Annotated in this window: 20 protein-coding genes; 10 read left to right on the plus strand and 10 right to left on the minus strand. The window is 69.9% G+C overall.

Features of this window, described 5'->3' with window-relative positions; translation table 11 throughout:
- Window positions 1-61: 61 nt before the first annotated feature.
- Together IZR02_RS01375 and IZR02_RS01380 are read right to left on the minus strand one after the other, a co-directional pair.
- Window positions 62-1,564: a SulP family inorganic anion transporter gene (locus IZR02_RS01375; RefSeq protein WP_025104081.1), complete on the minus strand. Its 1,503-nt coding sequence runs from the start codon at window positions 1,562-1,564 to the stop codon at window positions 62-64.
- Between the two features lie 118 nt (window positions 1,565-1,682).
- A complete protein-coding gene (locus tag IZR02_RS01380; RefSeq protein WP_025104080.1) occupies window positions 1,683-2,318 on the minus strand; it encodes a hypothetical protein in 636 nt (211 codons plus the stop codon).
- A gap of 97 nt (window positions 2,319-2,415) precedes the next feature.
- Between IZR02_RS01380 and IZR02_RS01385 the strand changes: the two genes are divergently transcribed.
- Window positions 2,416-2,928 (plus strand): hypothetical protein, encoded by a 513-nt coding sequence (locus IZR02_RS01385; RefSeq protein ID WP_036292805.1) that lies wholly within the window; start codon window positions 2,416-2,418, stop codon window positions 2,926-2,928.
- A 4-nt stretch (window positions 2,929-2,932) separates the two neighbouring features.
- Here the strand turns inward: IZR02_RS01385 and IZR02_RS01390 are convergent, their stop codons facing one another.
- From IZR02_RS01390 to IZR02_RS01410, 5 genes are all read right to left on the minus strand, one after another.
- Window positions 2,933-3,811 (minus strand): metallophosphoesterase, encoded by an 879-nt coding sequence (locus IZR02_RS01390; RefSeq protein WP_029989482.1) that lies wholly within the window; start codon window positions 3,809-3,811, stop codon window positions 2,933-2,935.
- Window positions 3,812-3,853: 42 nt separating this feature from the next.
- A complete protein-coding gene (locus tag IZR02_RS01395; RefSeq protein ID WP_025104078.1) occupies window positions 3,854-4,876 on the minus strand; it encodes a LacI family DNA-binding transcriptional regulator in 1,023 nt (340 codons plus the stop codon).
- On the minus strand, window positions 4,873-6,582 hold the full coding sequence (locus IZR02_RS01400) for an ABC transporter permease (RefSeq protein ID WP_029989480.1): 1,710 nt from the start codon (window positions 6,580-6,582) through the stop codon (window positions 4,873-4,875). The genes IZR02_RS01395 and IZR02_RS01400 overlap by 4 nt, the downstream gene beginning before the upstream one ends.
- 151 nt (window positions 6,583-6,733) lie before the next feature.
- Window positions 6,734-7,753 carry an ABC transporter ATP-binding protein gene (locus tag IZR02_RS01405; protein WP_025104076.1) on the minus strand — a complete coding sequence of 340 codons (1,020 nt, stop codon included), beginning with the start codon at window positions 7,751-7,753 and terminating at the stop codon, window positions 6,734-6,736.
- 35 nt (window positions 7,754-7,788) lie between these two features.
- On the minus strand, window positions 7,789-8,868 hold the full coding sequence (locus IZR02_RS01410; RefSeq protein ID WP_025104075.1) for an extracellular solute-binding protein: 1,080 nt from the start codon (window positions 8,866-8,868) through the stop codon (window positions 7,789-7,791).
- A gap of 265 nt (window positions 8,869-9,133) precedes the next feature.
- On the opposite strand from IZR02_RS01410, the gene IZR02_RS01415 reads away from it, so the two are divergent.
- Window positions 9,134-10,477, plus strand: a complete 1,344-nt coding sequence (locus tag IZR02_RS01415; RefSeq protein WP_029989478.1) for an HNH endonuclease signature motif containing protein — start codon at window positions 9,134-9,136, stop codon at window positions 10,475-10,477.
- A 48-nt stretch (window positions 10,478-10,525) separates the two neighbouring features.
- Here IZR02_RS01415 and IZR02_RS01420 read toward each other — a convergent pair whose 3' ends face one another.
- The 3 genes from IZR02_RS01420 to IZR02_RS01430 form a co-directional block, all read right to left on the minus strand.
- The gene (locus IZR02_RS01420) at window positions 10,526-12,127 is read right to left on the minus strand and encodes a glycosyltransferase family 2 protein (protein ID WP_162817549.1); all 1,602 of its coding nucleotides are present in this window, start codon (window positions 12,125-12,127) and stop codon (window positions 10,526-10,528) included.
- 127 nt (window positions 12,128-12,254) lie between these two features.
- On the minus strand, window positions 12,255-13,757 hold the full coding sequence (locus IZR02_RS01425; protein ID WP_025104072.1) for a DUF4127 family protein: 1,503 nt from the start codon (window positions 13,755-13,757) through the stop codon (window positions 12,255-12,257).
- 40 nt (window positions 13,758-13,797) lie between these two features.
- On the minus strand, window positions 13,798-14,514 hold the full coding sequence (locus IZR02_RS01430; protein ID WP_025104071.1) for a GntR family transcriptional regulator: 717 nt from the start codon (window positions 14,512-14,514) through the stop codon (window positions 13,798-13,800).
- A 127-nt stretch (window positions 14,515-14,641) separates the two neighbouring features.
- Between IZR02_RS01430 and IZR02_RS01435 the strand changes: the two genes are divergently transcribed.
- From IZR02_RS01435 to IZR02_RS01470, 8 genes are all read left to right on the plus strand, one after another.
- Entirely contained in the window at window positions 14,642-15,931 is a 1,290-nt protein-coding gene (locus tag IZR02_RS01435; protein WP_025104070.1) for an ABC transporter substrate-binding protein, read from the plus strand.
- 10 nt (window positions 15,932-15,941) lie between these two features.
- The gene (locus IZR02_RS01440) at window positions 15,942-16,910 is read left to right on the plus strand and encodes a carbohydrate ABC transporter permease (protein ID WP_025104069.1); all 969 of its coding nucleotides are present in this window, start codon (window positions 15,942-15,944) and stop codon (window positions 16,908-16,910) included.
- Complete coding sequence (locus tag IZR02_RS01445; protein WP_025104068.1) at window positions 16,897-17,763, plus strand: carbohydrate ABC transporter permease; 867 nt, start codon at window positions 16,897-16,899, stop codon at window positions 17,761-17,763. The genes IZR02_RS01440 and IZR02_RS01445 overlap by 14 nt, the downstream gene beginning before the upstream one ends.
- Entirely contained in the window at window positions 17,760-18,443 is a 684-nt protein-coding gene (locus IZR02_RS01450; RefSeq protein WP_025104067.1) for an N-acetylmannosamine-6-phosphate 2-epimerase, read from the plus strand. Before IZR02_RS01445 ends, IZR02_RS01450 begins: the two co-directional genes overlap by 4 nt.
- Complete coding sequence (locus tag IZR02_RS01455; RefSeq protein WP_029989466.1) at window positions 18,440-19,351, plus strand: ROK family protein; 912 nt, start codon at window positions 18,440-18,442, stop codon at window positions 19,349-19,351. The genes IZR02_RS01450 and IZR02_RS01455 overlap by 4 nt, the downstream gene beginning before the upstream one ends.
- Before the next feature lie 71 nt (window positions 19,352-19,422).
- On the plus strand, window positions 19,423-20,046 hold the full coding sequence (locus tag IZR02_RS01460) for a PadR family transcriptional regulator (RefSeq protein ID WP_025104066.1): 624 nt from the start codon (window positions 19,423-19,425) through the stop codon (window positions 20,044-20,046).
- A gap of 45 nt (window positions 20,047-20,091) precedes the next feature.
- The gene (locus IZR02_RS01465) at window positions 20,092-21,807 is read left to right on the plus strand and encodes an ABC1 kinase family protein (RefSeq protein ID WP_025104065.1); all 1,716 of its coding nucleotides are present in this window, start codon (window positions 20,092-20,094) and stop codon (window positions 21,805-21,807) included.
- 136 nt (window positions 21,808-21,943) lie between these two features.
- Entirely contained in the window at window positions 21,944-23,905 is a 1,962-nt protein-coding gene (locus tag IZR02_RS01470) for a BCCT family transporter (RefSeq protein ID WP_025104064.1), read from the plus strand.
- Window positions 23,906-23,918 lie beyond the last annotated feature (13 nt).

A 23,918-nucleotide genomic window follows, 5' to 3' on the forward strand; every position in this document is an offset into this window, starting at 1 on the left:
AACATTCGAGGCCTCTGACGTTCTTTCGGCGTGAGAGTGGTTCGCCGCACTGGCTTCCCCGCTACTCGAACCCTCCCGTCAACCGCCCGTGCATCGTCCCGCTCGAGTCATTCATCCCGACGATCTCCACCGTCTTCCCCAACGCGACGTACTTCGTCTCGATCGCATCCAACGCGGCAACAGTCGACGCATCCCACACGTGTGACCCGGACAGATCCACCACAACCCGACCCGGATCCTCGGTATATGAGAACAACGTCGTCAGATCATTGCTCGACGCGAAGAACAGCTCCCCCTCCACGACGTACGTCACGGCATCCTTGGCCTCAGACAGCACGCGCGTGACCGAAACGAAGTGCGCCACCCGCCGCACGAACAGCACCGACGCGACCAGCACCCCACCGACGACCCCGACCGCCAGGTTGTGCGTGATGAGTACCAGCGCCACCGTAGACACCATCACGAACGTCTCGCTCTTCGGCATCCGCTTCAGCGTCGACGGCCGCACACTGTGCCAGTCGAACGCCCCGATCGCGACCATGATCATCACGGCTACGAGCGCCGCCATCGGGATCGTCCCGACGAAGTCACCGAACACCACGACCAACACGAACAAAAACAGACCGGCGCAGAACGTCGAGATGCGGGTCCGCGCGCCCGACGCCTTCACGTTGATCATCGTCTGACCGATCACCGCGCATCCGCCCATGCCGCCGAACATCCCGGACAGCACGTTCGCGACGCCCTGTCCCCACGATTCGCGGGTCTTGTTCGAGTGGGTGTCGGTGATCTCGTCGACGAGCTTCGCGGTCAGCAGCGACTCCATGAGCCCGACGAGCGCGACGCCGAGCGCGAACGGCGCGATGATCGTGAACGTCTCCCACGTCAGCGGGACGTTCGGGATAAACAGCGACGGCAGACTCCGCGGCAGCTCACCCTGATCGCCGACCGTCGGCACCGTGATCCCGAAGGCGAGCACCACACCCGTGACGATGATCACGGATAAGAGCGGCGCCGGCACGATCTTGGTGAGCTTCGGCATCACGAGCATCACGATGATCCCGAGCGCCACCAGCGGATACACCAGCCACGGCACGTCGATGAGCTGCGGGAACTGCGAGCTGAACACGAAGATCGCGAGCGCGTTCACGAACCCGACCATGACGCTGCGCGGGATGAACCGCATGAGCTTCGCCACGCCGAGCACCCCGAGGACCACCTGGAAGATCCCGGCGAGGATGACCGTCGCGATGAAGTAGTCGAGGCCGTACGTCGGCGCGACGGGAGCGATCACGAGCGCCACGGCACCGGTCGCCGCGGTCACCATCGCGGGTCGCCCGCCGAGGAACGCGATCGACACCGCCATGATGAACGACGAGAACAGCCCGACCTTCGGGTCCACCCCCGCGATCACCGAGAACGCGATCGCTTCCGGGATGAGCGCGAGTCCGACGACGAGCCCGGCCAGCACCTCCCGCGTCAGCAGTCGCGGGTTCTTCAGCGCATCGAGCACCGAGGGGTGGGCGCGGTAGCGGGCGCGGTCGTCGACCGTCGTTGCAGACATGGAGCTCCAGGGGAAGGCGCCTCAGAGAGGAGGCAGACGTTCCAGCCTACGTGCACGGTTCAGCCTCTCCTCCGGTGCGGGCTTGGCGCCTCGGCCGCTATCGCCTGGGCAGTCACTCTCAGAGGTAGGGCGTGAACTCCGCCGTCACATCGCGCCCCAGAGTCTGCGCCGCACGGAGAGACAGAAGGTGGCCATTCACGTGCGCTGACCAGCGAGAAGCACTGCGCACCTCGTTCGGTCCAATCTCCCTCGCCCACTGGAGCGCATATGTGCGCGAATCGAGCACCAAGAGCGTGGCGACGTCGAAGTCGAAGGACCGAAAAACGGAGAAGACCGCATTCGCACTCGTGGATGCGCTCCTCGTTCGGGCCTTAACCTGAATGCGACGGTCACCCGCGAGCACGTCGTACGACTTGGCGGAGTTCGGCTCGAGAATGCCACCGTAGACCTGAGCGGCGACGTACTCGGCGTAGTCGCCGAGGGGCGCGTTTCCGGTCCGGACGACTCCGCGCATGCGCAGCTCTGCGAGAATCTGCGCGTACTGCTTCAGCAGCGCGGACGTCGGCTCCGACTCGAGAGGCCGAGTTACTTCCCTAGCGAAGACCTCATCGAAGAGATCAAAAACTTCCTCGGCGGTCAGGTCCCAGGCCTTCCCGCCCTTCGGAAGAGCACCGTGACGGGACCGGAGAGCGGCGCGCGCCTCTGCTATCGGCACGTCGAACCGGGCCGCGAATGCGTGGGCGGTGATCTTCACTCCTTCACGCTACCGACGACCGAGGAAAGACTAGGAAGGCTTCCACCCGCCCCACACATCCGCCAGGATGAACACGACCGCCCCGAAGGAGTCCCGCATGTCGTCGCTCGCCCCGTCCACCGCCCCGGACACGGCATCCGCCGCGCTCCCCGGCGCCGTGGTCATCGCCGCGATCCGCCGCGTCCTCCTGTGGTCGCTGATCGCCGCATTCCTCTACCCCGTGTTCATGACCGCCAGCAAGGGCATCTGCCCCGGCGGGGTCGACGGGAACGGCGGGTTCATCGACTCCACTGGTCAGCCGGTGGACGAGGCTCCGCAGTGCATCCAGCTGACGCTCGCGCCGAGCCCCCTCGTCTACATCGCCATCGCCGTCACCGTGCTGCTCGCGCTCGGTCGCGTGATCAAGGCGACTGACGAGCGCGCGGCGCTTCGCACCCTGGAGTGGACCCTGCGCGGAGTCGGACTGTTCGTGGTGGTCGCGATCGTCGTCTCGCACGTCTGGTTCGCGCTGATCCCGCTCGAGCAGTTCACCGGCGACTCCTGGACCGTGTTCAGCCCGTTCCCGTTCGGCTCGATCGACGTCGAGGTGACGCCGATGACGACCTCGTGACGGCTTAGTCCCGCCAGTCGATCCCGACGCCGGCGATCCGTCGTCCGGCCTCGTCGGCGGCGACCGGCTCCCCGACGTCCGCCCCGCGCTCGAGCGAGACGGCGGAGTGCACGATGGTGTCGGCGTACACGTGCACGAGGTTGTAGCCCTGTGCGGCGTCCTGTCCGCGGGTGGCGCCGACGGGCTGCGCGAGGTCCTGTCCGTACGCGCTCGACGAGGCCACGGCGACAGGGATCCCGGCGAAGGTGCCGAACGACGGATGGTGCACGTGCCCGGACAGGATGCCCCGCACGTCCGACCCCCGCAGCACCGCGGCCAGCGCGTCCTGATCCCGCAGCTCGACCGTCACGGCGAGGTCGAGCACCGTCGGCAGGGGCGGATGGTGGATGAGCAGCAGCGTGCCCTGCGGTGCCGCCGTCGACAGCTCTCCCTCCAGCCGATCCAGCTGCGACGACGGCACCTCCCCCCAATGCGCGCCGGGCACCGTCGAATCGACGACGATGACGCGCATCCCCCCGAACCACCGCACCTCGACGATCGGCTCATCACCCGCCCCCGCGAGTCCGAGCTCCGATCGCATGGCACGACGGTCGTCATGGTTGCCGGCCGCCCACACGACCTCGCAGCCGAGCGCATCGGCGGCGGGCGTCACGAGCTCGCGCAGTCGCTGGTAGGAGGCGGCATCGCCCCGGTCCGTCAGGTCTCCCGTGAACAGCAGCGCGTCGGGACGGAGCCCCGAGGCGACGAGCCGGTCGAGCATCTCCGCCAGGTTCGCGTCGGCGTCGGCCCCGCTGCCGTACAGCGGCGACCGTTCACCGGGCAGGTGCGTGTCGGAGATGTGCACGAAGGTGTGCGACGGGCGAGGGTGTTCGGTGAGGATCATGTCTCTTCCTGGTCGGCGGACGGAGGCAGGTCGGGGCAGATGTCAGACGGCGGCGGCGGTGGAGCCCGGGACGAGCGTTCCCGTGAACGAGCGGCGTACGAGCGTCTCCGGCCCGTCCGCCGTGAGCAGCTGCTGCATGGTCTCGACGGCGGCCGCGGCCACCGCCTCCACGGGGATCCGCAGCGTGGTGAGCCCGAGCAGATCGGCGCCGGGCAGGATGCCGTCGCACCCGGTCACGCTCACGTCCCCCGGCACGCGGAGCCCGGCGGCGCGGGCGGCGCGCATCACGGCGAGCTGCCGGTAGTCCGAGGCGCACATGACGGCGGTCGCCCCGGCGCGCACGGCGGCGAGGGCCTCGTCGACGCCGTCCTCGGGACGCGCACCGGCGGAGATCATCGTCACGGCGACGCCCGCCGCGGTCAGCACCTCCTGCATCGCGAGCGCGCGGAGGTGCTCGGGGTACGAGGCCTCGGGGCTTCCGGCGAGCACGACGACGGTCCGGTGGACGAGCGCGACGATGTGCTCCGCGAGCAGACGTCCGTGCCCCTCGTCGTCGTAGTGGGCGGTGTGGATGCGGCCCGCCGACTCCACGCGCCCGGCACGCAGGATCGGCACCTGGTCCGCGAAGGGCTCGAGCTGCGCCGCGGAGATGCCGCCGGTGGCGACGATGAGTCCCGCGACGCGCATGCCGAGCAGCCGGTGCAGCGCATTCACCTGCTTGGCGCCCTGTTCGTCGGCGCCGATCGTGACGGTCACGAGGTCGAGGCCGCGCTGATGCGCCTCCTCCTGCAACCGGGAGAAGAGGAGACCGTACGCGGGGTTGCTCGCATCGCGAAGCATGAGGCCGACGGTGCCGGTGCGTCCGGCGGCGAGCTCCGCGGCCATCGTGTTGCGCACGTACCCGAGCCGCTCGGCCGCTTCCAGGATGCGCTCCTGCGTCTCCGGCGCGAACCGGCCCTCGCCCTTCAAGGCTCTGGTCGCCGTGGCTCGCGACACCCCGGCCGCCGCGGCGACGTCGCTGATCGTGACCCGCAGGGCGGGAGTCCCAGCATCCGCCCCGCTCATGCGCGCTGCTTCCGTCGGCGGGGCGCTCCGGCGCGCGATCCTCGTCCATACACGAGATACATGGTGACACCCATGATGATCATGAGCAGCACGGTGTAGACGAACGTGATGGGCATCGCGTCGAGGTTGTTCTCCCCGCGCGTGCTCTCCTGGATCGCGACGCCGAGCGGCTTGTACAGCGGGTGGTAGAGGAAGATCGCGGCGTCGTAGTCGTCGAGCAGGCTGTTGAAGTTCAGCGCCGTGATCGCGGCTGCGGTCGGCAGCACGAGGGGGATGAGCACGCGCCGGAACGTGGTCAGCGAGCGGGCGCCGAGGATGCGCGAGGCGTCTTCCAGGGAGTCCGGCACGGACGCGAACCCGGCCTTGAGCAGCCGCAGCGTGAACGGGATCTTCACGCAGATGTACGCGACGAGCAGCAGGACCGGCGTCCCCGTGAGCACGATGTTGCCCACGAGCGGCTGCGGCGCGTCGAACGCCATCACGAAGGCCAGCGCGATCAGCACGATCGGCAGGATCCACGGGATGTGCAGCACGTACTCGATGACCGTGGTGAGCAGGTTGCGGTGCTTCTGCATCATCCGCGCGACGAACAGCAGCCCGCCCACCACGATGACCGCGGCGAGGGCGCTGTAGACGACGCTCACGATGAACGGGCGGAGGGCCGCCGCGCTGGAGAACACGGTGATGTAGTTGTCGAGCGTGAAGCTGTCGAGCGTGATCGATCCGGCGAGGATGCTCCGCGCGTCCACGAACGAGAAGATCACGATGAGCACGACCGGGATGAGGTAGATCACCCAGAGCAGGTAGGCGACCACGTGCACGACCGCGTTCGCGAACGGGTTGCGGATGCGCTGCTTCTGGATCGGCGTCGCCACCTTCGCCACCGAGAAGTACACCCCCGATTTCTCGGCGCGGTTCATGATCGCGAGCAGGATGATGGTCGCGACGCCGAGGACGATCGCCAGCAGCGCCGCGATGTCGCGCGTGATCGGGCTGCGCGACAGGTCGATGATGAGGGGGGCGACGGTCTGGAAGTCCGGGCCGCCGAGCACGAGCGGCGCGGTCAGGGCCCCGAGACCGATGAGGAACGTCAGCACCGTGACGGCGAAGAGCATCGGCTTCATGACCGGCAGCACGATGCGGCGCAGGATCGTCCAGGTCGACGCGCCCATGAGCTTCGCCGCCTCGATCGACGCGTAGTCCACCTTGCCGAGCGACGAGGACAGGAACAGCATGTGGTTCGTCGTCGTCGCGAACGTCATCACGAACACGACCGCGAAGTAGCCGGAGAACCAGTCCCGGTTCATGTCCGGCCAGATGTTCACCATCAGATTCGTGATGAAGCCGAATTTCCCGTAGATGAAGTTGTAGCCGGCGGCGAGCACGATGCCGCCGTAGATCAGGGTCGTGGCGTAGCCGAGCCAGAGGAGCTTGGCGCCGCGCACCTGGAAGTACTGCGTCACCAGCACGATGAACACCCCGACGACGTTGACCGTGACGGACAGCGTGATCGCGAGGAGGAAGCTGTTGCCGAGCGTCTTCAGCGCGCGCTCGCTGCCGAGCAGCTTCTCGACGGCGCGGATGCTGAACTGGCCGTCCGGGAAGAAGGTCGCGGCGAGCAGCTCGGCGTTCGGCAGCACGAGGAAGGCGGCGGCGAACCAGATCACGACGATGCCGGTCACCCAGGCCAGCGGTGAGCGGAGCATCGCGCGCACGCTGCCGGGCCGTCCGCGGCGGAGGCGGGGCTTCGTCGCGGTGCCCGCCTCGGCGGCCTCGGTCGTCAGGGCGCCGGACGCGTCGGTCATGGCCGCGGACGGCGGCGGCACCGGGCGGGAGTCGTTCTGCGGAGCGCTCATGTCACGCCGCCGGGTACTGCAGGATCCACCGCGGGTCGACGTCGATGCGCACGGCGTCGCCGACGTCCCACCGGTGCGCGCTCGCCGCGGCCGGCACGCTCACCCGGAGCGTCGCATCGGCCGCCGACACCGTGTAGACGCTGTGGCTGCCGTGGTACGTGCGCTCCGCGACGGTGCCGTCGAGCGACGCCGTGCCACCGGCGGTGGCCGCGGACGGCGATGCCAGGTGCAGCTTCTCCGGCCGCACGTAGCTCTCGGCCGTGGCGTCGAGGCCCGCGCCGATCGCGACGAGCTGCGCGGGGCTGAGGCGGTTGTTCTCGCCGATGAACCGGCAGACGAAGGGCGTCGCGCTGCGGTCGTAGATCTCCTCCGGGGTGCCCACCTGCTGCAGCGTCCCGGCGTCGAGCACGGCGATCCGGTCGCTGAGGGTGAGCGCCTCCTCCTGGTCGTGGGTGACGTACACGGTGGTCACGCCGACCTCGTGCTGCAGCTCCTTGAGCTGCTCGCGCAGCTGCACGCGGAGCTTGGCGTCGAGGTTCGACAACGGCTCGTCGAGCAGCAGGATGCTGGGGGTGAGCGCGAGCGCTCGGGCGATGGCGACGCGCTGCTGCTGGCCGCCGGACAGCTCCGCCACGTTCTTCTCGAGCTGCGACGCGGCGAGCCCGGTGCGGTCGGCGACCTCGTCCACGCGCCGCCGCTGCTCGGCCTTCGACACCTTCTGCACCGAGAGGCCGAACGCGATGTTCTCCCGCACGTTCATGCTCGGGAACAGCGCGTAGTTCTGGAACACCATGCCCACGCCGCGCTTCTCGCTCGGCACGCGGGTCACGTCGCGACCCGCGATGTGGATGCGCCCGCCGGTCGGCTCGATGAACCCCGCGAGCGTGCGCAGGGCGGTGGTCTTGCCGCATCCGGACGGACCCAGGAGGGTGAAGAACTCACCCTCCTGGATCTCCAGATCGAGGTGCGAGACCGCACGGTGGTCGCCGAACACGACCTCGACGTCGTCGAAACGGATCATCGTCTTCTCTCTCTGCCGGTGCGGGACTGCGCGGGTCAGCCGATGTACTCGAGCGTGACCTTCTCGACCCAGGCGCCGAGGTTCTCGCTCACGAAGCCGAAGTCGATGTCCTGGCGGTCGAGCGTGCCCATGAGCTCGACGACCGCGGGGTTGGCCTTCTCGACCGCGCCCTCGTTCACCGGCATGGCATTGAACTCCGCGGCGAACTCGCCCTGCACCTCGGCGCTGCCGAACCAGTCGATGAACTCCTGCGCCTTCTCCTCGTTGTCCGTGCCGTTGATCTGCGCGATCTGCTCGGTCACGTAGGGGACGCCGTACTCGGGAACGATCATGCCCGTGCTGGTGCCGTACTCCTCGTCGCGGGCGGAGATGCCGCTCGACGGCAGCACGCCGTAGTCCACCTCGTCGCGGGTGATGCGGGCGTAGAGGTCGGTGCCCTCCACGGCGGGGGAGCCGTTGGCGTAGTACGACTTCACCAGGTCCCAGCCCTCGTCGCTCACGCCGAGGTCGCCGTCCTCGTCGAGGTGACGGGTGAGCATGCTGGCGAGCACGAGCTGCGGGGTGGCCTGGCCGAGCGCGGGGTTGACCTCGTAGCGGCCGGCGTACTCCTCGTCGGTGTACAGGTCGTCGGGGTCGGTGGGCGCGTCGCTGATGCGGTTCTCGTCGTAGACCGTGACGATCGCCTGCTCCACGAGCGGCCAGAACGCGCCGTCCTTCGGGTCGCCGGCGTCCGCGGGCACCTCGCCGCTCCAGCTCGGCTCGTAGGCCGTGATGGCTTCTTCCGTCTTGAGCTGCTCGAAGAACATGTTGTTCAGGCCGAAGACCACGTCGCCGACGGGGTTGTTCTTCTCCGCGATGATGCGGTTCGTCAGGTCGGCGCCGCCGAGGCCCACGATCTCGATGTCGATGCCCGCGTCGGCCGCCTTCTCGGTGATCCACTCACCACGGCCGTCGCTGTTCGAGTTCGTGTAGACGATGAGGGTGTCGCCGGAGCCGCTGTCGCTGCCGCCGCCGTCCGCGTCTCCGTCGCCGCCCGCCGTGCATCCGGTGAGCGCGATCGCCGCCGCGGCCGTCAATCCGATGAGCGCCCAGCGCCTCTGCTGCCTGTCGGCCATGTTCATCCTTTTCTCGCCTTCGAGGTGTGTCGATGCGACACTACCGGTTCTTGTGGTGAAGGCACAAAGATTGTTTGGTTTCGTGAGCGCGGTCGCGCGTCCGCACTCAAGATAGGCGCGCGGCGTGAACGTGAGGATGCGATGAGGTGAACGGGTGGGGGCCTGCGTCGGACCTGGGACGAGGTGCCCTGTCGGCCCGGGCGGAATGCTGGCATCCATTAGGACAAAGCTTCGAAAGTCGGGCGCTTCGGAGATAAAATGAAGCATGTCGAAAATGTCCGGGTTGCGCGAGGCGATGGAGCGTCTCGACCAGGCGTGGGACTCTGCGGGTGATGCGCCGGAGCTCTCCCGCACGCAGCTCGTCGACGTCGCCGACGCGATCGGACTCCTGCGGCGCCGACTCGATGCACTGCACGTCGACGTGGCCGCCGGCATCGCCCGGGAGTCGCGCGCCGAGCTCGGTGCCGACAGCCTGGCGAAGCAACGCGGGTACCGCACGGCGGCGAAGCTCATGGCCGCGATGACAGGCATCTCGACGGGCGAGGCGCAGCGTCTGGTGAAGGTCGGAGAGGCGATCGCCCCGCGAAGCGATCTGCTCGGCGCGCCGCTGCCCGCGCGGTACCCGCTCCTCCGGGAAGCGCTCGCGTCGGGTGCCCTCGGAGCGCCGGCGGCGGCACTCCTCGTCGTTTTGCTGGACCGCTGCCGCGTGGCTGCGGGAGCGGAACGCATCGCCGAGGCGGAGCGCGTGCTGGTCGCCACAGCCGAGGGGCTCGAGCTCGATGCGGTGCGCAAACTCGTCCTCCGCGCCGAAGCGTGGCTCGACCCCGACGGCGTGGCGCCGCGGGCAGAGGAGCAGCGCGCTCGGCGCGGACTGCGCATCTTCGAACGGGATGGCATGGTGCACCTGCACGCGCAGCTCGATGCCGAGACCGCGGCGCCGGTCGTCACCGCCATCCGCGGGCACGTGTCCGCCGTGTTCGCCGCCCGCCTCGACGCCCCTGACGGAGCGTCGCCGGACGCCGACCGGCGCTCGGTCGCGATGATCCAGGCCGATGCGCCGGCCCTCTTCTGCGGGCATGTGCTCGGGTGCGAGGGTGACCGGGTGCCGCTCGCGGGGGCGACGGTGGTCGTGCGCGTGTCCCTCGACGATCTCCAGGCCGGCACCGGGTCGGCGACGATCGACGGGCTGGACCAGGTGATCGACATCGGTGCCGCGCGGCGGATGGCGGCCAGCGGTGGGATTATCCCGTGTGCCCTCGGCGGGGCGAGCGAAGTGCTCGACTGGGGTCGCGAGAAGCGCCTCTTCACACGAGCCCAACGCCTGGCGCTCGCCGAACGGGACGGCGGGTGCGCGATGTGCGGGCTTCCCCCGGGGATGACGAAGGCTCACCACCTCCGCTGGTGGCAGCGCGACCGAGGTCCGACCGATCTCTCCAACGGGATCCTGCTCTGCGAGACCTGTCACCACCGCATCCATGACAACGGGTGGGAGATCGTCATCGAGGGTTCCGGTGTGGCCGGCCGGCCATGGTTCCTTCCGCCGCGGTGGGTCGACGCGCAGCGCACACCGCGGCTGGGCGGACGGGCGCGCTTCGATGTCGCGGCCTGAGTGCGGTGCGCGGGTGCGGGAGTTCGGGCGCGGGGGGTTGTGGGGCTGTCAGCGGCGGAGGCGGGAGCGCACGCGTCGCGCGGTGCGTGCCAGGGCGTCACGCCAGGCGCCTCCGGGCCATTCCCGGTGCAGGCGCAGGCTGCCGTCGTCGTTCCGCACGAGTTCGACCCGCCGGCCCGCGAGAAGGGGCGAGCGGCCGAGGTGTGCGACCACGTCCGGGGCGGCCGTCAGCGGCGCCGTGAACACCCAGCCGGCCACGCGGACCGCGACCGATAGATCGGCGTCGCGCGCACCGTCCTCGCGGAACACCTTCATGGGGTCCACGGCGATGGGAACCGCGTCGAGGCGCTTCGGTCGGCGCCCGCCGACCTTGCGCTCCGAACCCGCGGTGGACTCCGCGGCCTGGCCCGGCTCCGGGGTGTCCTGCGCGACCATGTCGACCCGGTCGGCACGGCGCTCCTTGCGGGCGTTCAGCAGGCCCGAGGGAAGATCCTCCGTCGTCGACAGCGGGAGGGACAGCAGATGATCCGCCGAGCCGACCGTCTCGAACACGAAGGCCTCTTCGTCGTTCCGGCGCACGCGGACGCGCACGGTCAGCTGCAGCCCTCCCCGCGACCAGCGCGCCGAGGTCACGGCGGCGGTGCAGGTCGTCTCGGCCTCGAAGGCGGCGAAGGCGAGCAGGTCGTCGCGGCGGTCGGCGCGCAGCAGCGCCGCCCGGATGCGCTGCGGGAACGACAGCCCCGCGTCCACCCCCGGGCCGAAGCGCCGCTGCACGAGCGGCACCACTACATCCAGCAGGCGGTCGCGGTACTCCGCCGGGTACTTCACCATCCGTCGCCCGGCGATCCTGTTGAGGATCTTGCCGCGGAACCAGTGGCGCAGCAGCCGATCCCGCACCTTCCCCGGTTCGGTGTTCGCCTCGACCACGTCGAGCACGGTCTCCAGATGCGGGAAGTACGACTCCGGCTCGATGCGAGCCGAGCTCGCGCTCCCCGGCTCCTTCACCCACGCATAGCAGGGCTCGCTCGCGAGCACCGAGATCGTGTCAGCGGCGAAGTACGCCTGCATCACGAAGAGATGGTCTTCGAGCCGCACCTTCCCGTCGGGGAAGCGGATGCCGTTCTCCCGCAGGAAGGCCGTCCGGAACATCTTGTGCGGCGTCAGCATCTCCAGGATCGGGTCCTCCCCGAGCACCGCGTGCGGGATGTCGCGCTGGAAGATCTTGGCGGGCAGCTTGCGTCCGATGCCCACCTCCTTGCCGACCACGACATCGGAGCCGTTCTCGTCCGCGTAGTCGCACAGCCGCTCCAGCGCCCGCGGGTAGAGGCGGTCGTCCTGATCGACGAACTGCACGTACGTCCCTCTGGCCTCTTCGACACCCCGGTTTCGCGGAGTGCCGGGCCACCCGGAGTGCGGCAGCGACAGCACGCGCACATGCGGACGGTCCTTCGCGATGCTCTCGAGCCGCGCGGCCGTCTCCTCGCCGGAGCCGTCGTCGCAGAGCAGGACCTCGAAGGCCCGCGGATCCAGCGTCTGCGCGTCGAGCGAGGCGATGAGGTCGTCGAACGACGCCTTCGGCCGGAACACCGGCACCACCACGCTCACCCGCACGCGGCCCCCGGCCGCCTCGTCCCCGGTCGCACTGCTCATGGACGTCATCCCCCTGTGATCGTGACCGGCCCGAATCTCCCCCGCCGGAGATTCCAGCCAACCATCCCTTCCTGTGGAGCGCGCCAGGCTCGCGGCGGTCCCGGGTGTATGCCGCCGCCGTGGAGGATCAGTGCAGGGTGAGACCGATCTCGAACGAGCGCCGCCAGGGGAGGGTCAGCTCCGCGATCCGCACGTCGTCGGCGGGCAGCATCGACTCCAGGAGGGCCGTCAGCTCCGCACGGATGACGCGCTCGGCCGTCGCGACCTGCGCATCCTCGGCCATCGGGTAGATGTCGGGGAAGAGGGAGGGACCCGCATCGGTGCGCACCACGGCCTGGTAGGCGAAATCGTCGAGCAGCCGCGTGAGCAGGGCGATCCGGGCGGCGCGCTCGTCGAAGGAGCCGATGGCCCGGCCCACCACTCCGGCGGCGGCCACCGCGACGACGCTGCCGAGCGTGTTCCCGGCGGTGTTCCACCCGCCGAAGGCCTCCAGGCGCCCGAGCAGTCCGGCCTCCGCCAGCGCGCGTACGAGCGCCTCGTCCGCGCCGTTCGGGTAGCGCACGTCGGCCAGGGCCACATGCTCCCCCGCCTCCAGACGCTCCCGCACGAGTGCGACCGTCCCCGCGACGGCCTCGACGTCGACGACCTCCGGCCGCCCGCGGAACATGTCGTGCCGGTCGGGGTCCGGGGCGTGCAGCACGAGGGTGACGTCGCCTCCCGCGGCGACCTCCTCGGCACCGGCTGCGCGGATCTGCCGGCTCGCCGAGGCCGCGAGCGACATGTTCTCGTACGGCGGGACGCGCTCCATGCCGGCGGCGTCCGCGCAGGCCACCGAGAACGAGGCGGTCACCCCGGCGTTCGCCGCGAGGGCCCGGGCGACGAGCGCGGCCCCGACCTCGTCGGCCCCCGGGTACATCAGCACGCGCCGGCCCGACGGCAGCATCCGCATCCAGTGCCGGAGCCAGACCTGCTCCGCGCTTCCCGCCGCGAAGGGGGCGGTGTCGTCGGCGGTGATCGCCAGGAAGTCGAGGGTCTCGTCCTCCACGAGGCCGAGCGTGGAGAGGTTCACGATGTGATTGCGCAGCCGCCGAGACGAGTAATCGGAGACGACCGCGGCGGGCACCGGAGTCAGCTCGTCGAGCGGCAGCACCTCGGTCTCGCCGAGCAGCCGGTGCGCGTCGCCGCCGAGCGCGTGGATCTCCTTGCCGTGCTCCGTCCAGTAGGTCGGCTCCTCGGCCGCGGAGTAGGAGTTGCTCGCCCTGGTCACCAGCGACACCGCCGAGATCGGCAGGTCGGGCCGCATCCGCCGCACCTCGCGCAGCACGTCCAGGCGCGCCAGCACGTCGCGAGTGGTGTCATGACTCGTGCGACTCGCGATGAGGCCCCCGTAGAGCAGCATGTCCACCGACACCACGAGGTGCACCGTGGCCGGATCCGCGGCGCGTTCGCGCAGCCAGGCGCCCAGCCCGTCGGCATCGCCCGCGGTCCGGTACGAGGGGAGGAGCTCGGCGGGCGGAACGTCGAGGGTGACCCCGGCGACGGCCGCGACGTCGCCCGGGAGCTTGACGTTCACCGGCCGATCGTCGAGGGGGAGCAGCGCGATGCGCGGGCGGAGGATCGGGTCGGACACGAGGAGCCTTTCGTCGGTGAAGGGGGTCGCAGATCGGGGATCAGGGGCGGGCGATGGAGACGAGGTACGAGTAGCGGTCGCCGCGATACACCGATTCGGCGTACTCGATCGGGCGGCTGCGGGCGTCGTAGGTCGTGCGCTTCACGAGGAAGGCGGGGGAGAACGGCGGCGTCTGCAGCGCGGCGGCCTGCTCCTCGTCGAGCACGACCGCGTGGATCTCCTGGTCGGCGCGCACAGCGATGATGCCGAAACGGGTGCGCAGGTCGTCGTAGAGCGAGTCGCCCTCGATGCCGTCCTCCAGGCCGGGCACGGCGTCGGCCGCGATCGAGCACGCCTCCAGACAGATCGGGATGTCGTCGGCGGTCCGCACCCGGCGGATCCGGACGACGGGCGACTGCGGGCTGAGGTTCAAGGCGTACCCTGCGGTCTGCCCGGCCGCCGCGGTGCCCACGTCGACGGAGAGGGAGCCGGGTCGCATGTTGCGGGCGAGCATGTCCTCCGAGAACGAGGTCAGCTCGAACGCCTTGCTGATCCGCGAGGCGCTCACGAACGTGCCCGCTCCCTGCAGCCGGTACACGAGACCGTCCCGTTCGAGCTCGTCGAGGGCGCGACGCACCGTCTGCCGGTTCACCTCGAGCGACTCCGCGAGTTCGCGCTCCGTCGGCAGCTTCTCGTGGGGTGCGAGCCCCTGGTCGATGACCTCCTCCAGATGCCGCCGCACGCGTTCGTGCTTCGTGAGGCCCTCGATCGCCGCCATGGTTCCCCCTCGTTTGGACTAACCCAATCTTGACGATCACCCGGGATTGTGTCAATGTCTCCTCTCAGCGGTTCTTAATTGGTCTATTCCAATCCTTTGCACGGTCAACGATGAGCGGAGAATCCCCATGCACGTGAAGCACAACATGCGCCGACGCGTCCTGGTCGCCGGGGCGCTGGGCACGGCGACGATCGTCGCCCTGAGCGGCTGCGCCGGCGGCGGCGGCGACGCGGACGGCCCCACCGAGATCACGTTCTCGTACCTGTGGGGAGGCGAGGAGGCGAAGGCGCTGGAGGCGATCATCGCCGACTTCAACGCCAGTCAGGACGACATCGTCGTCACGGGCGTCTCCAGCCCTGACACCCAGAAGCAGCTCACGTCGATGTCGTCGTCGAACGGCTCCTTCGACATCTCCGACAACTTCGGCAACACCGTCGGCGCCTGGGCCTCGAAGGGCATCCTCGCGCCGCTCGACGAGGCGATCGCCGCCGAGGACATCGACGTCGACGACTTCGTCCCCAGCGCCATGGAGCAGATGACCTACGACGGCAAGATCTACTCGCTGCCGATCGCCATCCACAGTTTCCAGCTGCTCTACAACCCGCAGCTCCTGGAGGAGGCCGGGGTCACCCCGCCGACCACGATGGACGAGCTCGCCGCCGCCATCCCGAAGCTCACCAAGAAGGACGCGTCGGGCAAGATCACGCAGCTCGGACTCGGCTCGGCGAACGACAGCACCACCCTCACGACCCTCGGCTACGCCTTCGGCGGGAGCTGGGACGGCGAGGACGGCCCGACCCCCGCGGAAGACGGCAACCTCGAGGCCCTGCAGTGGTATCAGGACAACGTGATCGAGCCGGTCGGTGCCGACGCCATGGCCACGTTCGTGTCCGGACAGGGCGAGTACCTCTCCGCGCAGGACCCGTTCTTCAGCGGCCAGGTCGCCATGATCATCGACGGCGAGTGGCGGTCGGCCAGCGCCGCCAAGATCGCCCCCGACTTCGAGTGGGGCGTGACCGCGATCCCCGCCGCCTCGCCGGACCTGGAGAACAGCACGCAGGTCACCGCGAGCACCCTCTTCATCCCCGCGAACTCGAAGCACAAGGAGGAGGCGGCCACGTTCCTCGCCTACCTCGTGAGCGACGAGCCCATGGAGAAGTTCGCCGTCGCGCTCGGCAACCTCCCCGGCCGCTCCTCCCTCGCCGGCAGCGCTGCGTTCGACGAGCTGCAGGACTTCGGCGTCTGGGCGGAGGCCGCGTCGTCCCCGAACGCGAAGTCCCTGGCGAGCCGTCCGTACAGCGCCGAGTACGCGACCGACCTCGCGACCGCGTTCGACGAGGTCGTGCGACTGACCGCCACCCCGGAGGAGGCGATCGCGACCGTCGAGGAGCGCATGGCCTCCTACGCCTCGAAGTGAGTCGGTCCTCGTGACCACGGCAACGGCACCCCGGGTCCGGCAGGAGAACGCTCCTGCCGGACCCGGCGCTCCCGTCCGGCGGCGCCGCAGCCGCCGGACCACGCTGATCGGGCTGGCGTTCGCGTCGCCGTTCATCGTCGGCTTCCTGTTCCTGTTCGCCTATCCGATCGCGGCGTCGGCGTACTACAGCTTCACCGACTTCAACCTGTTCCAGGCGCCGGAGTGGGTGGGGCTGGACAACTACACCCAGATGTTCGCCGACGGGGTGTTCTGGAAGTCGCTCGCCAACACGGCCGTGCTCACCGTGTTCGGCGTGCCGCTCGCGATCGGCATCGCGCTCGCCGGCGCGCACCTGCTGAACACCCCCGTGCGGGGCCAGCCGCTCTACCGCGCGCTCGTCTATCTGCCCTCGATCGTGCCGGTCGTCGTCGGTGGCTACCTGTGGCGCTGGCTGCTGAACGCGCAGTACGGCTTCATCAACCATTTCCTGTCGTGGTTCGGCATCGAGGGCCCGGCCTGGCTGCAGCAGCCGGAGTGGACGAAGCCCGCCATCATCCTCATGTCGTTGTGGACCGTCGGCGGCACCATGATCATCTACCTCGCCGCCCTGCAGGAGGTGCCGAAGGAGCTGTACGAGGCGGCCGAGCTCGACGGCGCGGGGGCGTGGCGCCGCTTCACGAACGTCACCTGGCCCACGGTCTCCCCGGTCACCCTGTTCCAGGTGATCGTGAGCATCATCGGGTTCCTGCAGATCTTCACGCAGCCCTACATCCTGTCGCAGGAGCGCCTCAACCAGGCGGGCTCGGGGCCGGGGCAGTCGATGCTCTCCTACGCGATGTACCTGTACCAGAACGCCTTCGTGTTCCTGAAGATGGGCTACGCCTCCGCCATGGCGTGGACGCTGTTCATCATCACGCTCGTCGTGAGCCTCATCGTGCTCGCGACCTCGAGGAAGTGGGTCCACGATGGTGCACGCTGACATCTCCGCACCGGTGCGCCGGCCCCGTCGCACCCGGCGCACGCTCCGCCGCGTCCGGCAGCAGATCGCGGTGACGCTGCTCGCGCTGCTGTTCCTGTTCCCGCTGCTGGTGATGCTGTCGACCGCGTTCAAGACACCAGGCGACGTCTTCTCCTCCCCGCCCACCCTGCTGCCCGCCGAGTGGACGACGGCCAACTTCGCCGAGGCGTTCGCGCAGATCCCGGTGTGGCGTTACCTCGCCAACACGCTCTTCGTCTCGGGCATGAGCATCCTCGGCACGGTCATCTCGTGCCCCCTCGTCGCCTACGCGCTGGCGAAGGTGAAGTGGCGCGGTGCCCGGCCGCTCCTGATCCTCGTGCTCGCCACGATGATGCTGCCGCCGCAGGTCACGCTGATCCCGCTGTTCCTCGTGTGGAACGGGCTGGAGGCGACGAACACCTATCTCCCGCTCATCGTCCCCGCGTTCCTGGGCACGCCGTTCTTCATCTTCATGATCCGGCAGTTCCTCCTCGCGGTGCCGGACGAGCTCATCGAGGCCGCCCGTCTGGACGGGGCCTCCGAGTTCCGCACCTACGCGACGATCGTCCTGCCCCTGGCGCGTCCGGCCATCGTGACCGCCGCGATCTTCCAGTTCGTCTGGGCGTGGACCGACTTCCTCAATCCCCTCATCTACCTCAACGACCAGTCGACGTACACGCTGTCCATCGGTCTGTACGCCTTCTTCGGGGAGAACGACGTGGCCTGGGGGCCGCTCATGGCCGCGTGCGTGATGTTCACGCTCCCGGCCGTGGCGATCTTCCTCCTCGGACAGAAGTTCTTCATCGGCGGTGCCAGTGCAGGAGCCCTCAAGTGACCCATGAATCCCTCGCCCTCCTCCGCGGCCGGCTCGTCGCCTCGGTCCAGGCCTCCGCGGGAGCCCCCGCGAGAGACGCCCACGTCATCGGCGCGCTCGCCGAGTCGGCGCTGCTCGGCGGCGCGAGCGGCCTGCGGCTCAACGGGCCGGAGGACATCCGTCGGGTGCGACCGGTGACCGATGCGCCGATCATCGGGCTCCACAAGGTCTGGAACGGCGTCCGCAACGTCATCACCCCGAAACGCGCGCTCGCCGCGGGGCTGGCGGAGGCCGGTGCCGACATCATCGCGGTGGACGCCACGACGGAGCAGCTCGGCACGGACTTCCGGCTCATCGGGGAGATCGCCGCGGCGACGGGGCGGCCCGTGATGGCCGACGTGTCGACGGTCGCGGAGGGCGAGCGCGCGTGGGAGGCGGGGGCGGCGGTCGTCGGCACGACCCTGTCCGGCTACACCCCGCACTCGCCGAGTCAGGACGACCCGGACCTCGACCTCGTGGCCGCGCTCGTCGCCGCGGGGATCCCGACCATCGCCGAGGGGCGCTACCAGACCCCTGCGCAGGTGCGCGCGGCCTTCGACGCCGGGGCTTTCGCGGTCGTCGTCGGCGGAGCGATCACCGATCCCATCGCCCTCACGCGTCGGTTCGTCGCGGCGACGCCGGCCGCCCGGGAGCGGGTGTGATCGTCGGGGTCGACATCGGCGGCACGAAGATCGCCGTCGCGGGGTTCCGTGCGGAGCCGGGCGGGGCGCGCCGTCGCGCCACGGCCGTGCACACCCTGTCGACGCCGGCCCGGGAGGGCGGCGAGGCCATCGTGCGGGCGGTCGTCGATGCGATCGATGTGATCCGCGGCGGGGAGCCGCTCGCGGCGGTCGGCGTGGGCACCGCGGGCGTGGTCGATCAGGACGGCGGCATCACCTCCGCGACCGATGCGATCAGCGGCTGGGCGGGCTTCCCGCTGCGTGCGGCGCTCGTCCGAGCCCTCGATGCCCCGGTGGCGGTCGTCAACGACGTGCACGCGGCGGCGGTCGCGGAGGCCACGGCAGGGGCGGGTCGGGGAGCGCGTGGTCTGCTGATGGTCACGATCGGCACCGGCATCGGGGGAGCCGTCGTCCTCCCGGACGGTCTTCGCGCGGGCGCGACAGGCACGGCGGGATCGGTCGGGCACACCGAGCTCGCCCTCCCGCCAGGACTGGCCGGTCGTCGATGCGGCTGCGGAAGGGTCGGGCACGTCGAGGCCGTGGCCTCCGGTCCGGCGCTGGAGCAGACGTACCGCGAGCGCACCGGCATGGCGCGCACGCTGCGGGAGGTGGACGCGGCCGCTCGTGCCGGGGATGCGGTCGCCGAGGAGGTGATCGCGGAGGGGGCGGCGTTCCTCGGTCGCGCGCTCGCCGGGGCGCAGGCGCTCCTGGATGTCGAGGTCGTCGCGGTGGGCGGCGGCGTGGCGGCCATCGGGGAGCGGTATCTCGCCGAGGTCGCCCGCGCCTACCGCGCGGCGGCGATGCCGGGGCCGTCGACAGCCCGGGTGCGATCGGCGGAGCTCGGGGTCGATGCGACCGTCACCGGGGCCGCGGTGCTGGCGCCGGCCTGAGTCCGGATTCCCACCCCGCATTCAGCGTTAACGATATATCGTTGAGTATCGTTCACGACTGGGAGGTCATCATGAACAACGCATTCCCCTCCACCCCGTTCGGCGGCAGCGGCAACGGCAGTAATGGCGGCGACTTCGCCGGCGGCCTCGGCAACCTCTTCGGGGGCTCGCAGGGTCCGGCCGGAGCGCTGTTCGAGGCGATGGACCAGCTCCGCAAGTCGTTCGAGTCGCGTCCCTCCGGCGGGTCGCGCATGGCCCGCGGCGATGTGCGCGCCGCCGTCCTCTCGCTCCTCACCGAGCGACCGATGCATGGCTACCAGATCATCAACGAGATCGCCGAGCGCAGCGGCGGCACCTGGAAGCCGAGCGCAGGTTCCGTCTACCCGACGCTCCAGCTCCTCGCCGACGAGGGTCTGATCGAGGCCGAGGAGCAGAACGGTCGCAAGACCTACGCCCTCACGGAGGCCGGCCGGGCCGTCGCCGCGGAGAGCACCGAGACCCCGCCGTGGGTGCCGTCCTCCGACAAGGACCGCAGCCGCGACGCCCGGTACAGCGCTCTGCCCAAGGCCGGGGTCGACCTCGCCGCCGCGGCCGCGCAGGTCGGGCGCAGCGGCTCCGCGGAGCAGGTGCAGCAGGCCATCGAGGTGCTCGACGAGGCCCGCCGTAGGCTGTACACGATCCTCGCCCAGGACTGACCGCGTCGTGCGGCGTCCGGCGCGGAACGGCGGAAGGATGACGCGATGACGGCAGCGGCGGCACAGGGTCCTCACCGAGCCCGGTACCGCCGCATCCTGTCGTTCGCGAGCCGTGAGTTCCTGAAGATCTGGTGGTTCGAGCTCGTCCTTCCGCGGTTCGGGCTGTCTTCCATCGCGGAGCGCACGCGCGCCCGCCGCATGCAGCGGTTCGCGCGGCGGTTCCATACGCTCGCGGTCGAACTCGGCGGGCTCATGATCAAGGTCGGGCAGTTCATGTCCTCGCGCCTCGATGTGCTCCCGCCCGAGATCACGGCCGAGCTGGAGGGGCTGCAGGACGAGGTCCCCGCCGTGCCCACCCCGCAGATCCGGGCGCTCGCGGAGGCCGAGCTGGGCATGCCGCTCGAGCGGGTGTACGCCTGGTTCGACGACACCCCCGTCGCGGCCGCGTCCCTCGGCCAGGTGCACCGTGCCCGGCTGTCGGCGCTCGACGCGGAGGACACCGGGCTCGACGAGGTCGTCGTCAAGGTGCAGCGCCCGGGCATCGACGAGATCGTCGCGGTCGACCTCGCCGCCCTCCGCCGGGTCGCGCGGTGGCTCACCCGGGTCCGGATCGTGGCCGACCGCGTGGACGCCCCCGCCCTCGTGGAGGAGTTCGCCGTCACGAGCATGGAGGAGATCGACTATCTCCACGAGGCCCGCAGCGCCGAGCGGTTCCGGGAGAACTTCGCCGACGACCCGCGCGTCGCCGCCCCCGAGATCGTCTGGGAGCGCACGACCCGCCGGGTGCTCACGCTGTCCGACGTGACGGCGATCAAGATCAACGACACCGCGGCGCTCCGGGCGGCCGGCATCGACCCCTCCGCGGTCGCCGACGCTTTCGCCGAGGTCATGTTCGACCAGGTCTTCACGCACCGGTTCGTGCACGCCGACCCGCACCCCGGCAACATCTTCGTCACGCCGGTCCCTTCGACGAGCTCAGGGACCCAGGGCGGCTCAGGGACCCCGGGCGGCTTCCGGCTGACGTTCATCGACTTCGGCATGATGGCCGAGGTCTCCGACAACCTCCGGCAGGGACTTCGGACCCTCCTCATCGCGGTGACCGCGCGGGACAGTCGCGGCCTCGTCCGTGCGGCGAAGGAGATCGGCGTACTCCTCCCCACGGCCGACACCGGCGAGCTGGAGCGGGCGCTGACCACCCTCTTCGCGCGCTTCGGCGGCATGGGGTTCGCGGAGCTGAGCCGGGTGGACCCGCGGGAGTTCACCGACTTCGCCGAGGAGTTCGGCGACATGGTGCGGCGGCTTCCGCTGCAGCTCCCCGAGGACATGCTGCTCCTCATCCGGGCCGTGTCCCTCACGTCCGGCATGTGCAGCGGCCTCGATCCCGCGTTCAACGTGTGGGACGCGGCGGAGCCGTATGCCGCGCGGCTGCTCCGCGACGAGTCCGGCACCCTCATGCAGGACATGGCGCAGCAGGCGATGGCGAACGCGGCCACGACCTGGCGGCTCCCGAAGCGCATCGACGACATCATCACCCGCGTCGACGACGGCAACGTCTCCTTCGACACCTCGCGTCTGGAGCGCCGCCTCGACCGGCTGGAGGGTATCGCGCGGCGGATCGCCTCCGGGGTCCTGTTCGCGGCGATGCTCATCGGCGGGGCGCTGCTCGTCGGTCCGCTCCCGCCGCTGGGCATCACCCTGCTGTGGGTCTCGGTGCTCCCGCTCCTCGGCGCCCTCTTCCTGGGTCGCCGCCGCCCCCGCTGACCCGCCAGGCCCCGCCCAGACCCCGCCGGGCGGCCCCGCCAGAACAGGCGATCGCGCGGAATCAGGCGCTCCCGCGCCGGGGGTGCCTGATGTCCCGCGTCCGCCTGAGCCCGCGCAGGTGGAAAGATGGTCTCTCATGGACACGCCTGACGAGAAGCCCACCGAACGCTCCGCAGGATCCCCGACCCGTCCGCGCACCGACGCCGTCGTGACCGGAACGCACCGCCAAGCCGCGAAGGCCTCCGAGACGGCGCGCAAGATCGTCCGCGACATCACGACGGTCCCGCCGCGCAGCGTGCACCCGGCGCTGGTTCCCGGGGTGTCGGTGGAGGAGACGGGGCGCACCTACCGGACCGACCCGCTCGTGTTCGGCGTTGCTGCGGCGTTCGCCCTCGCCTTCATCGCGTGGGGAGTCTTCGCGGGGGACAACCTCGCCGGCACCACGAGCACGGTGCTCGCCTGGGTCGTGGAGTACTTCGGCTTCTTCTTCACGACCATCGCCACGATCATCCTCGTGTTCATGCTGTTCGTCGGCTTCAGCAAGTACGGGCGCATCCCGCTCGGCCGCGACGACGAGGAGCCGGAGTTCTCGATGTTCTCGTGGATCTCCATGCTCTTCGCGGCGGGCATGGGCATCGGCCTGGTGTTCTGGGGTGCGGCGGAACCGCTGACGTTCTTCGAGAACCCGCCGCCGGGCACCGTCGAGGCGAACACCCTCGAGGCCATGCACACCGCGCAGGCCCAGGTGCTCTACCACTGGGGTCCGCAGGCCTGGGCGTTCTACGCGCTCGTCGGTGGGGCCATCGCCTACGGCGCCTACCGCCGCGGCCGCACGCCGCTGATCTCGTCGATCTTCGCCCCGCTGCTCGGCGAGAACCGCACGACGGGCCCGGTCGGCCGCACGATCGACATCTTCTCCATCATCGTGACGCTGTTCGGCACGGCCGCCTCCCTCGGTCTCGGGGCGCTGCAGATCGGCCACGGCGTCGAGCTCGTCAGCGGCATCGGACCGCTCGGCAACGGCATCCTCATCGCGGTCATCGCGGTGCTCACGGCGTGCTTCATCGCCTCCGCTGTCTCCGGCGTCTCCAAGGGCATCCGGGCGCTGTCGAACATCAACGCCGTCGTCGCGATCCTGCTCGCGTTCTTCGTGTTCTTCGTCGGTCCGACGCTGCTGATCCTCAACGTGATCCCGTCGGTCGCCGTGCAGTTCCTCGGCGATCTGCCGACCATGATCGGCCGCTCCGCATCGCAGGGAGAGGCCGCGCAGGCCTTCCTGTCGAGCTGGACGATCTTCTACTGGGCGTGGTGGATCTCCTGGTCGCCGTTCGTCGGCATGTTCATCGCGAAGATCTCCCGCGGACGCTCGCTCCGTCAGTTCGTGTCGGTCGTCATCGTCGTGCCCTCCGCGATCTCGCTCGTGTGGTTCGCGATCTTCGGCACGACGGCCATCCAGCAGCAGATGGACGGCGCAGGCCTCGTCGTCGACCCGCCGGAGGAGGTGCTGTTCGGGGTGCTGGAGAACCTGCCGTTCCCGCTCATCACCAGCATCGTGCTCATCCTCCTCATCGCGATCTTCTTCATCACGGGCGCCGATTCCGCCTCACTCGTCATGGGCACGCTGTCCCAGCAGGGCCGCCCGGAGCCGTCGCGCTGGGTCGCCGTCGTCTGGGGTGTGTTGGTCGGTGTGATCGCCGCGGTGCTGCTCGTCAGCGGCGCCGAGGGGAGCGGCCTGCAGTCGCTGCAGAACGCGACGATCATCGCGGCGCTGCCGTTCGCGATCATCATGGCGTTCATGATGATCGCGTTCATGAAGGATCTGCGGCGCGATCCCCTGATCCTGCGCGACCGCTACGCCAGGGCCGCCGTCCGCCACAGCGTCATGGCCGGACTCGAGGAGTACGGCGACGACTTCGCGCTCGTGCCGGTCGAGTACGACCACTCGGAGGACGACCTCGCCTGGATCGACGAGGACACCGTCGACGACACCCTCGCCGAGGTGTACGAGGCCGCGACCGAGGCGATCGACATCATCCCGCCGGCCGAGGTGGATGCCGCCGTCGATGCCGCGATGGACGCCCCTGCCGACAAGGACTGAACGGGAGAGCTCA

The sequence above is a fragment of the Microbacterium paraoxydans genome, from assembly GCF_019056515.1.
Taxonomy (GTDB): Bacteria; Actinomycetota; Actinomycetes; order Actinomycetales; family Microbacteriaceae; genus Microbacterium.

Excerpts from the sequence above, each read along its gene's own strand:
- IZR02_RS01400 (WP_029989480.1), bottom strand. The coding sequence starts at position 6,582 with ATGCTCCGCTCACCGCTGGCCTGGGTGACCGGCATCGTCGTGATCTGG.
- IZR02_RS01405 (WP_025104076.1), bottom strand. The coding sequence starts at position 7,753 with ATGATCCGTTTCGACGACGTCGAGGTCGTGTTCGGCGACCACCGTGCG.
- IZR02_RS01395 (WP_025104078.1), bottom strand. The coding sequence starts at position 4,876 with ATGAGCGGGGCGGATGCTGGGACTCCCGCCCTGCGGGTCACGATCAGC.
- IZR02_RS01375 (WP_025104081.1), bottom strand. The coding sequence starts at position 1,564 with ATGTCTGCAACGACGGTCGACGACCGCGCCCGCTACCGCGCCCACCCC.
- IZR02_RS01470 (WP_025104064.1), top strand. The coding sequence starts at position 21,944 with ATGGACACGCCTGACGAGAAGCCCACCGAACGCTCCGCAGGATCCCCG.
- IZR02_RS01445 (WP_025104068.1), top strand. The coding sequence starts at position 16,897 with ATGGTGCACGCTGACATCTCCGCACCGGTGCGCCGGCCCCGTCGCACC.
- IZR02_RS01465 (WP_025104065.1), top strand. The coding sequence starts at position 20,092 with ATGACGGCAGCGGCGGCACAGGGTCCTCACCGAGCCCGGTACCGCCGC.
- IZR02_RS01430 (WP_025104071.1), bottom strand. The coding sequence starts at position 14,514 with ATGGCGGCGATCGAGGGCCTCACGAAGCACGAACGCGTGCGGCGGCAT.
- IZR02_RS01385 (WP_036292805.1), top strand. The coding sequence starts at position 2,416 with ATGTCGTCGCTCGCCCCGTCCACCGCCCCGGACACGGCATCCGCCGCG.
- IZR02_RS01420 (WP_162817549.1), bottom strand. The coding sequence starts at position 12,127 with ATGAGCAGTGCGACCGGGGACGAGGCGGCCGGGGGCCGCGTGCGGGTG.
- IZR02_RS01435 (WP_025104070.1), top strand. The coding sequence starts at position 14,642 with ATGCACGTGAAGCACAACATGCGCCGACGCGTCCTGGTCGCCGGGGCG.
- IZR02_RS01410 (WP_025104075.1), bottom strand. The coding sequence starts at position 8,868 with ATGGCCGACAGGCAGCAGAGGCGCTGGGCGCTCATCGGATTGACGGCC.
- IZR02_RS01460 (WP_025104066.1), top strand. The coding sequence starts at position 19,423 with ATGAACAACGCATTCCCCTCCACCCCGTTCGGCGGCAGCGGCAACGGC.
- IZR02_RS01415 (WP_029989478.1), top strand. The coding sequence starts at position 9,134 with ATGTCGAAAATGTCCGGGTTGCGCGAGGCGATGGAGCGTCTCGACCAG.
- IZR02_RS01390 (WP_029989482.1), bottom strand. The coding sequence starts at position 3,811 with ATGATCCTCACCGAACACCCTCGCCCGTCGCACACCTTCGTGCACATC.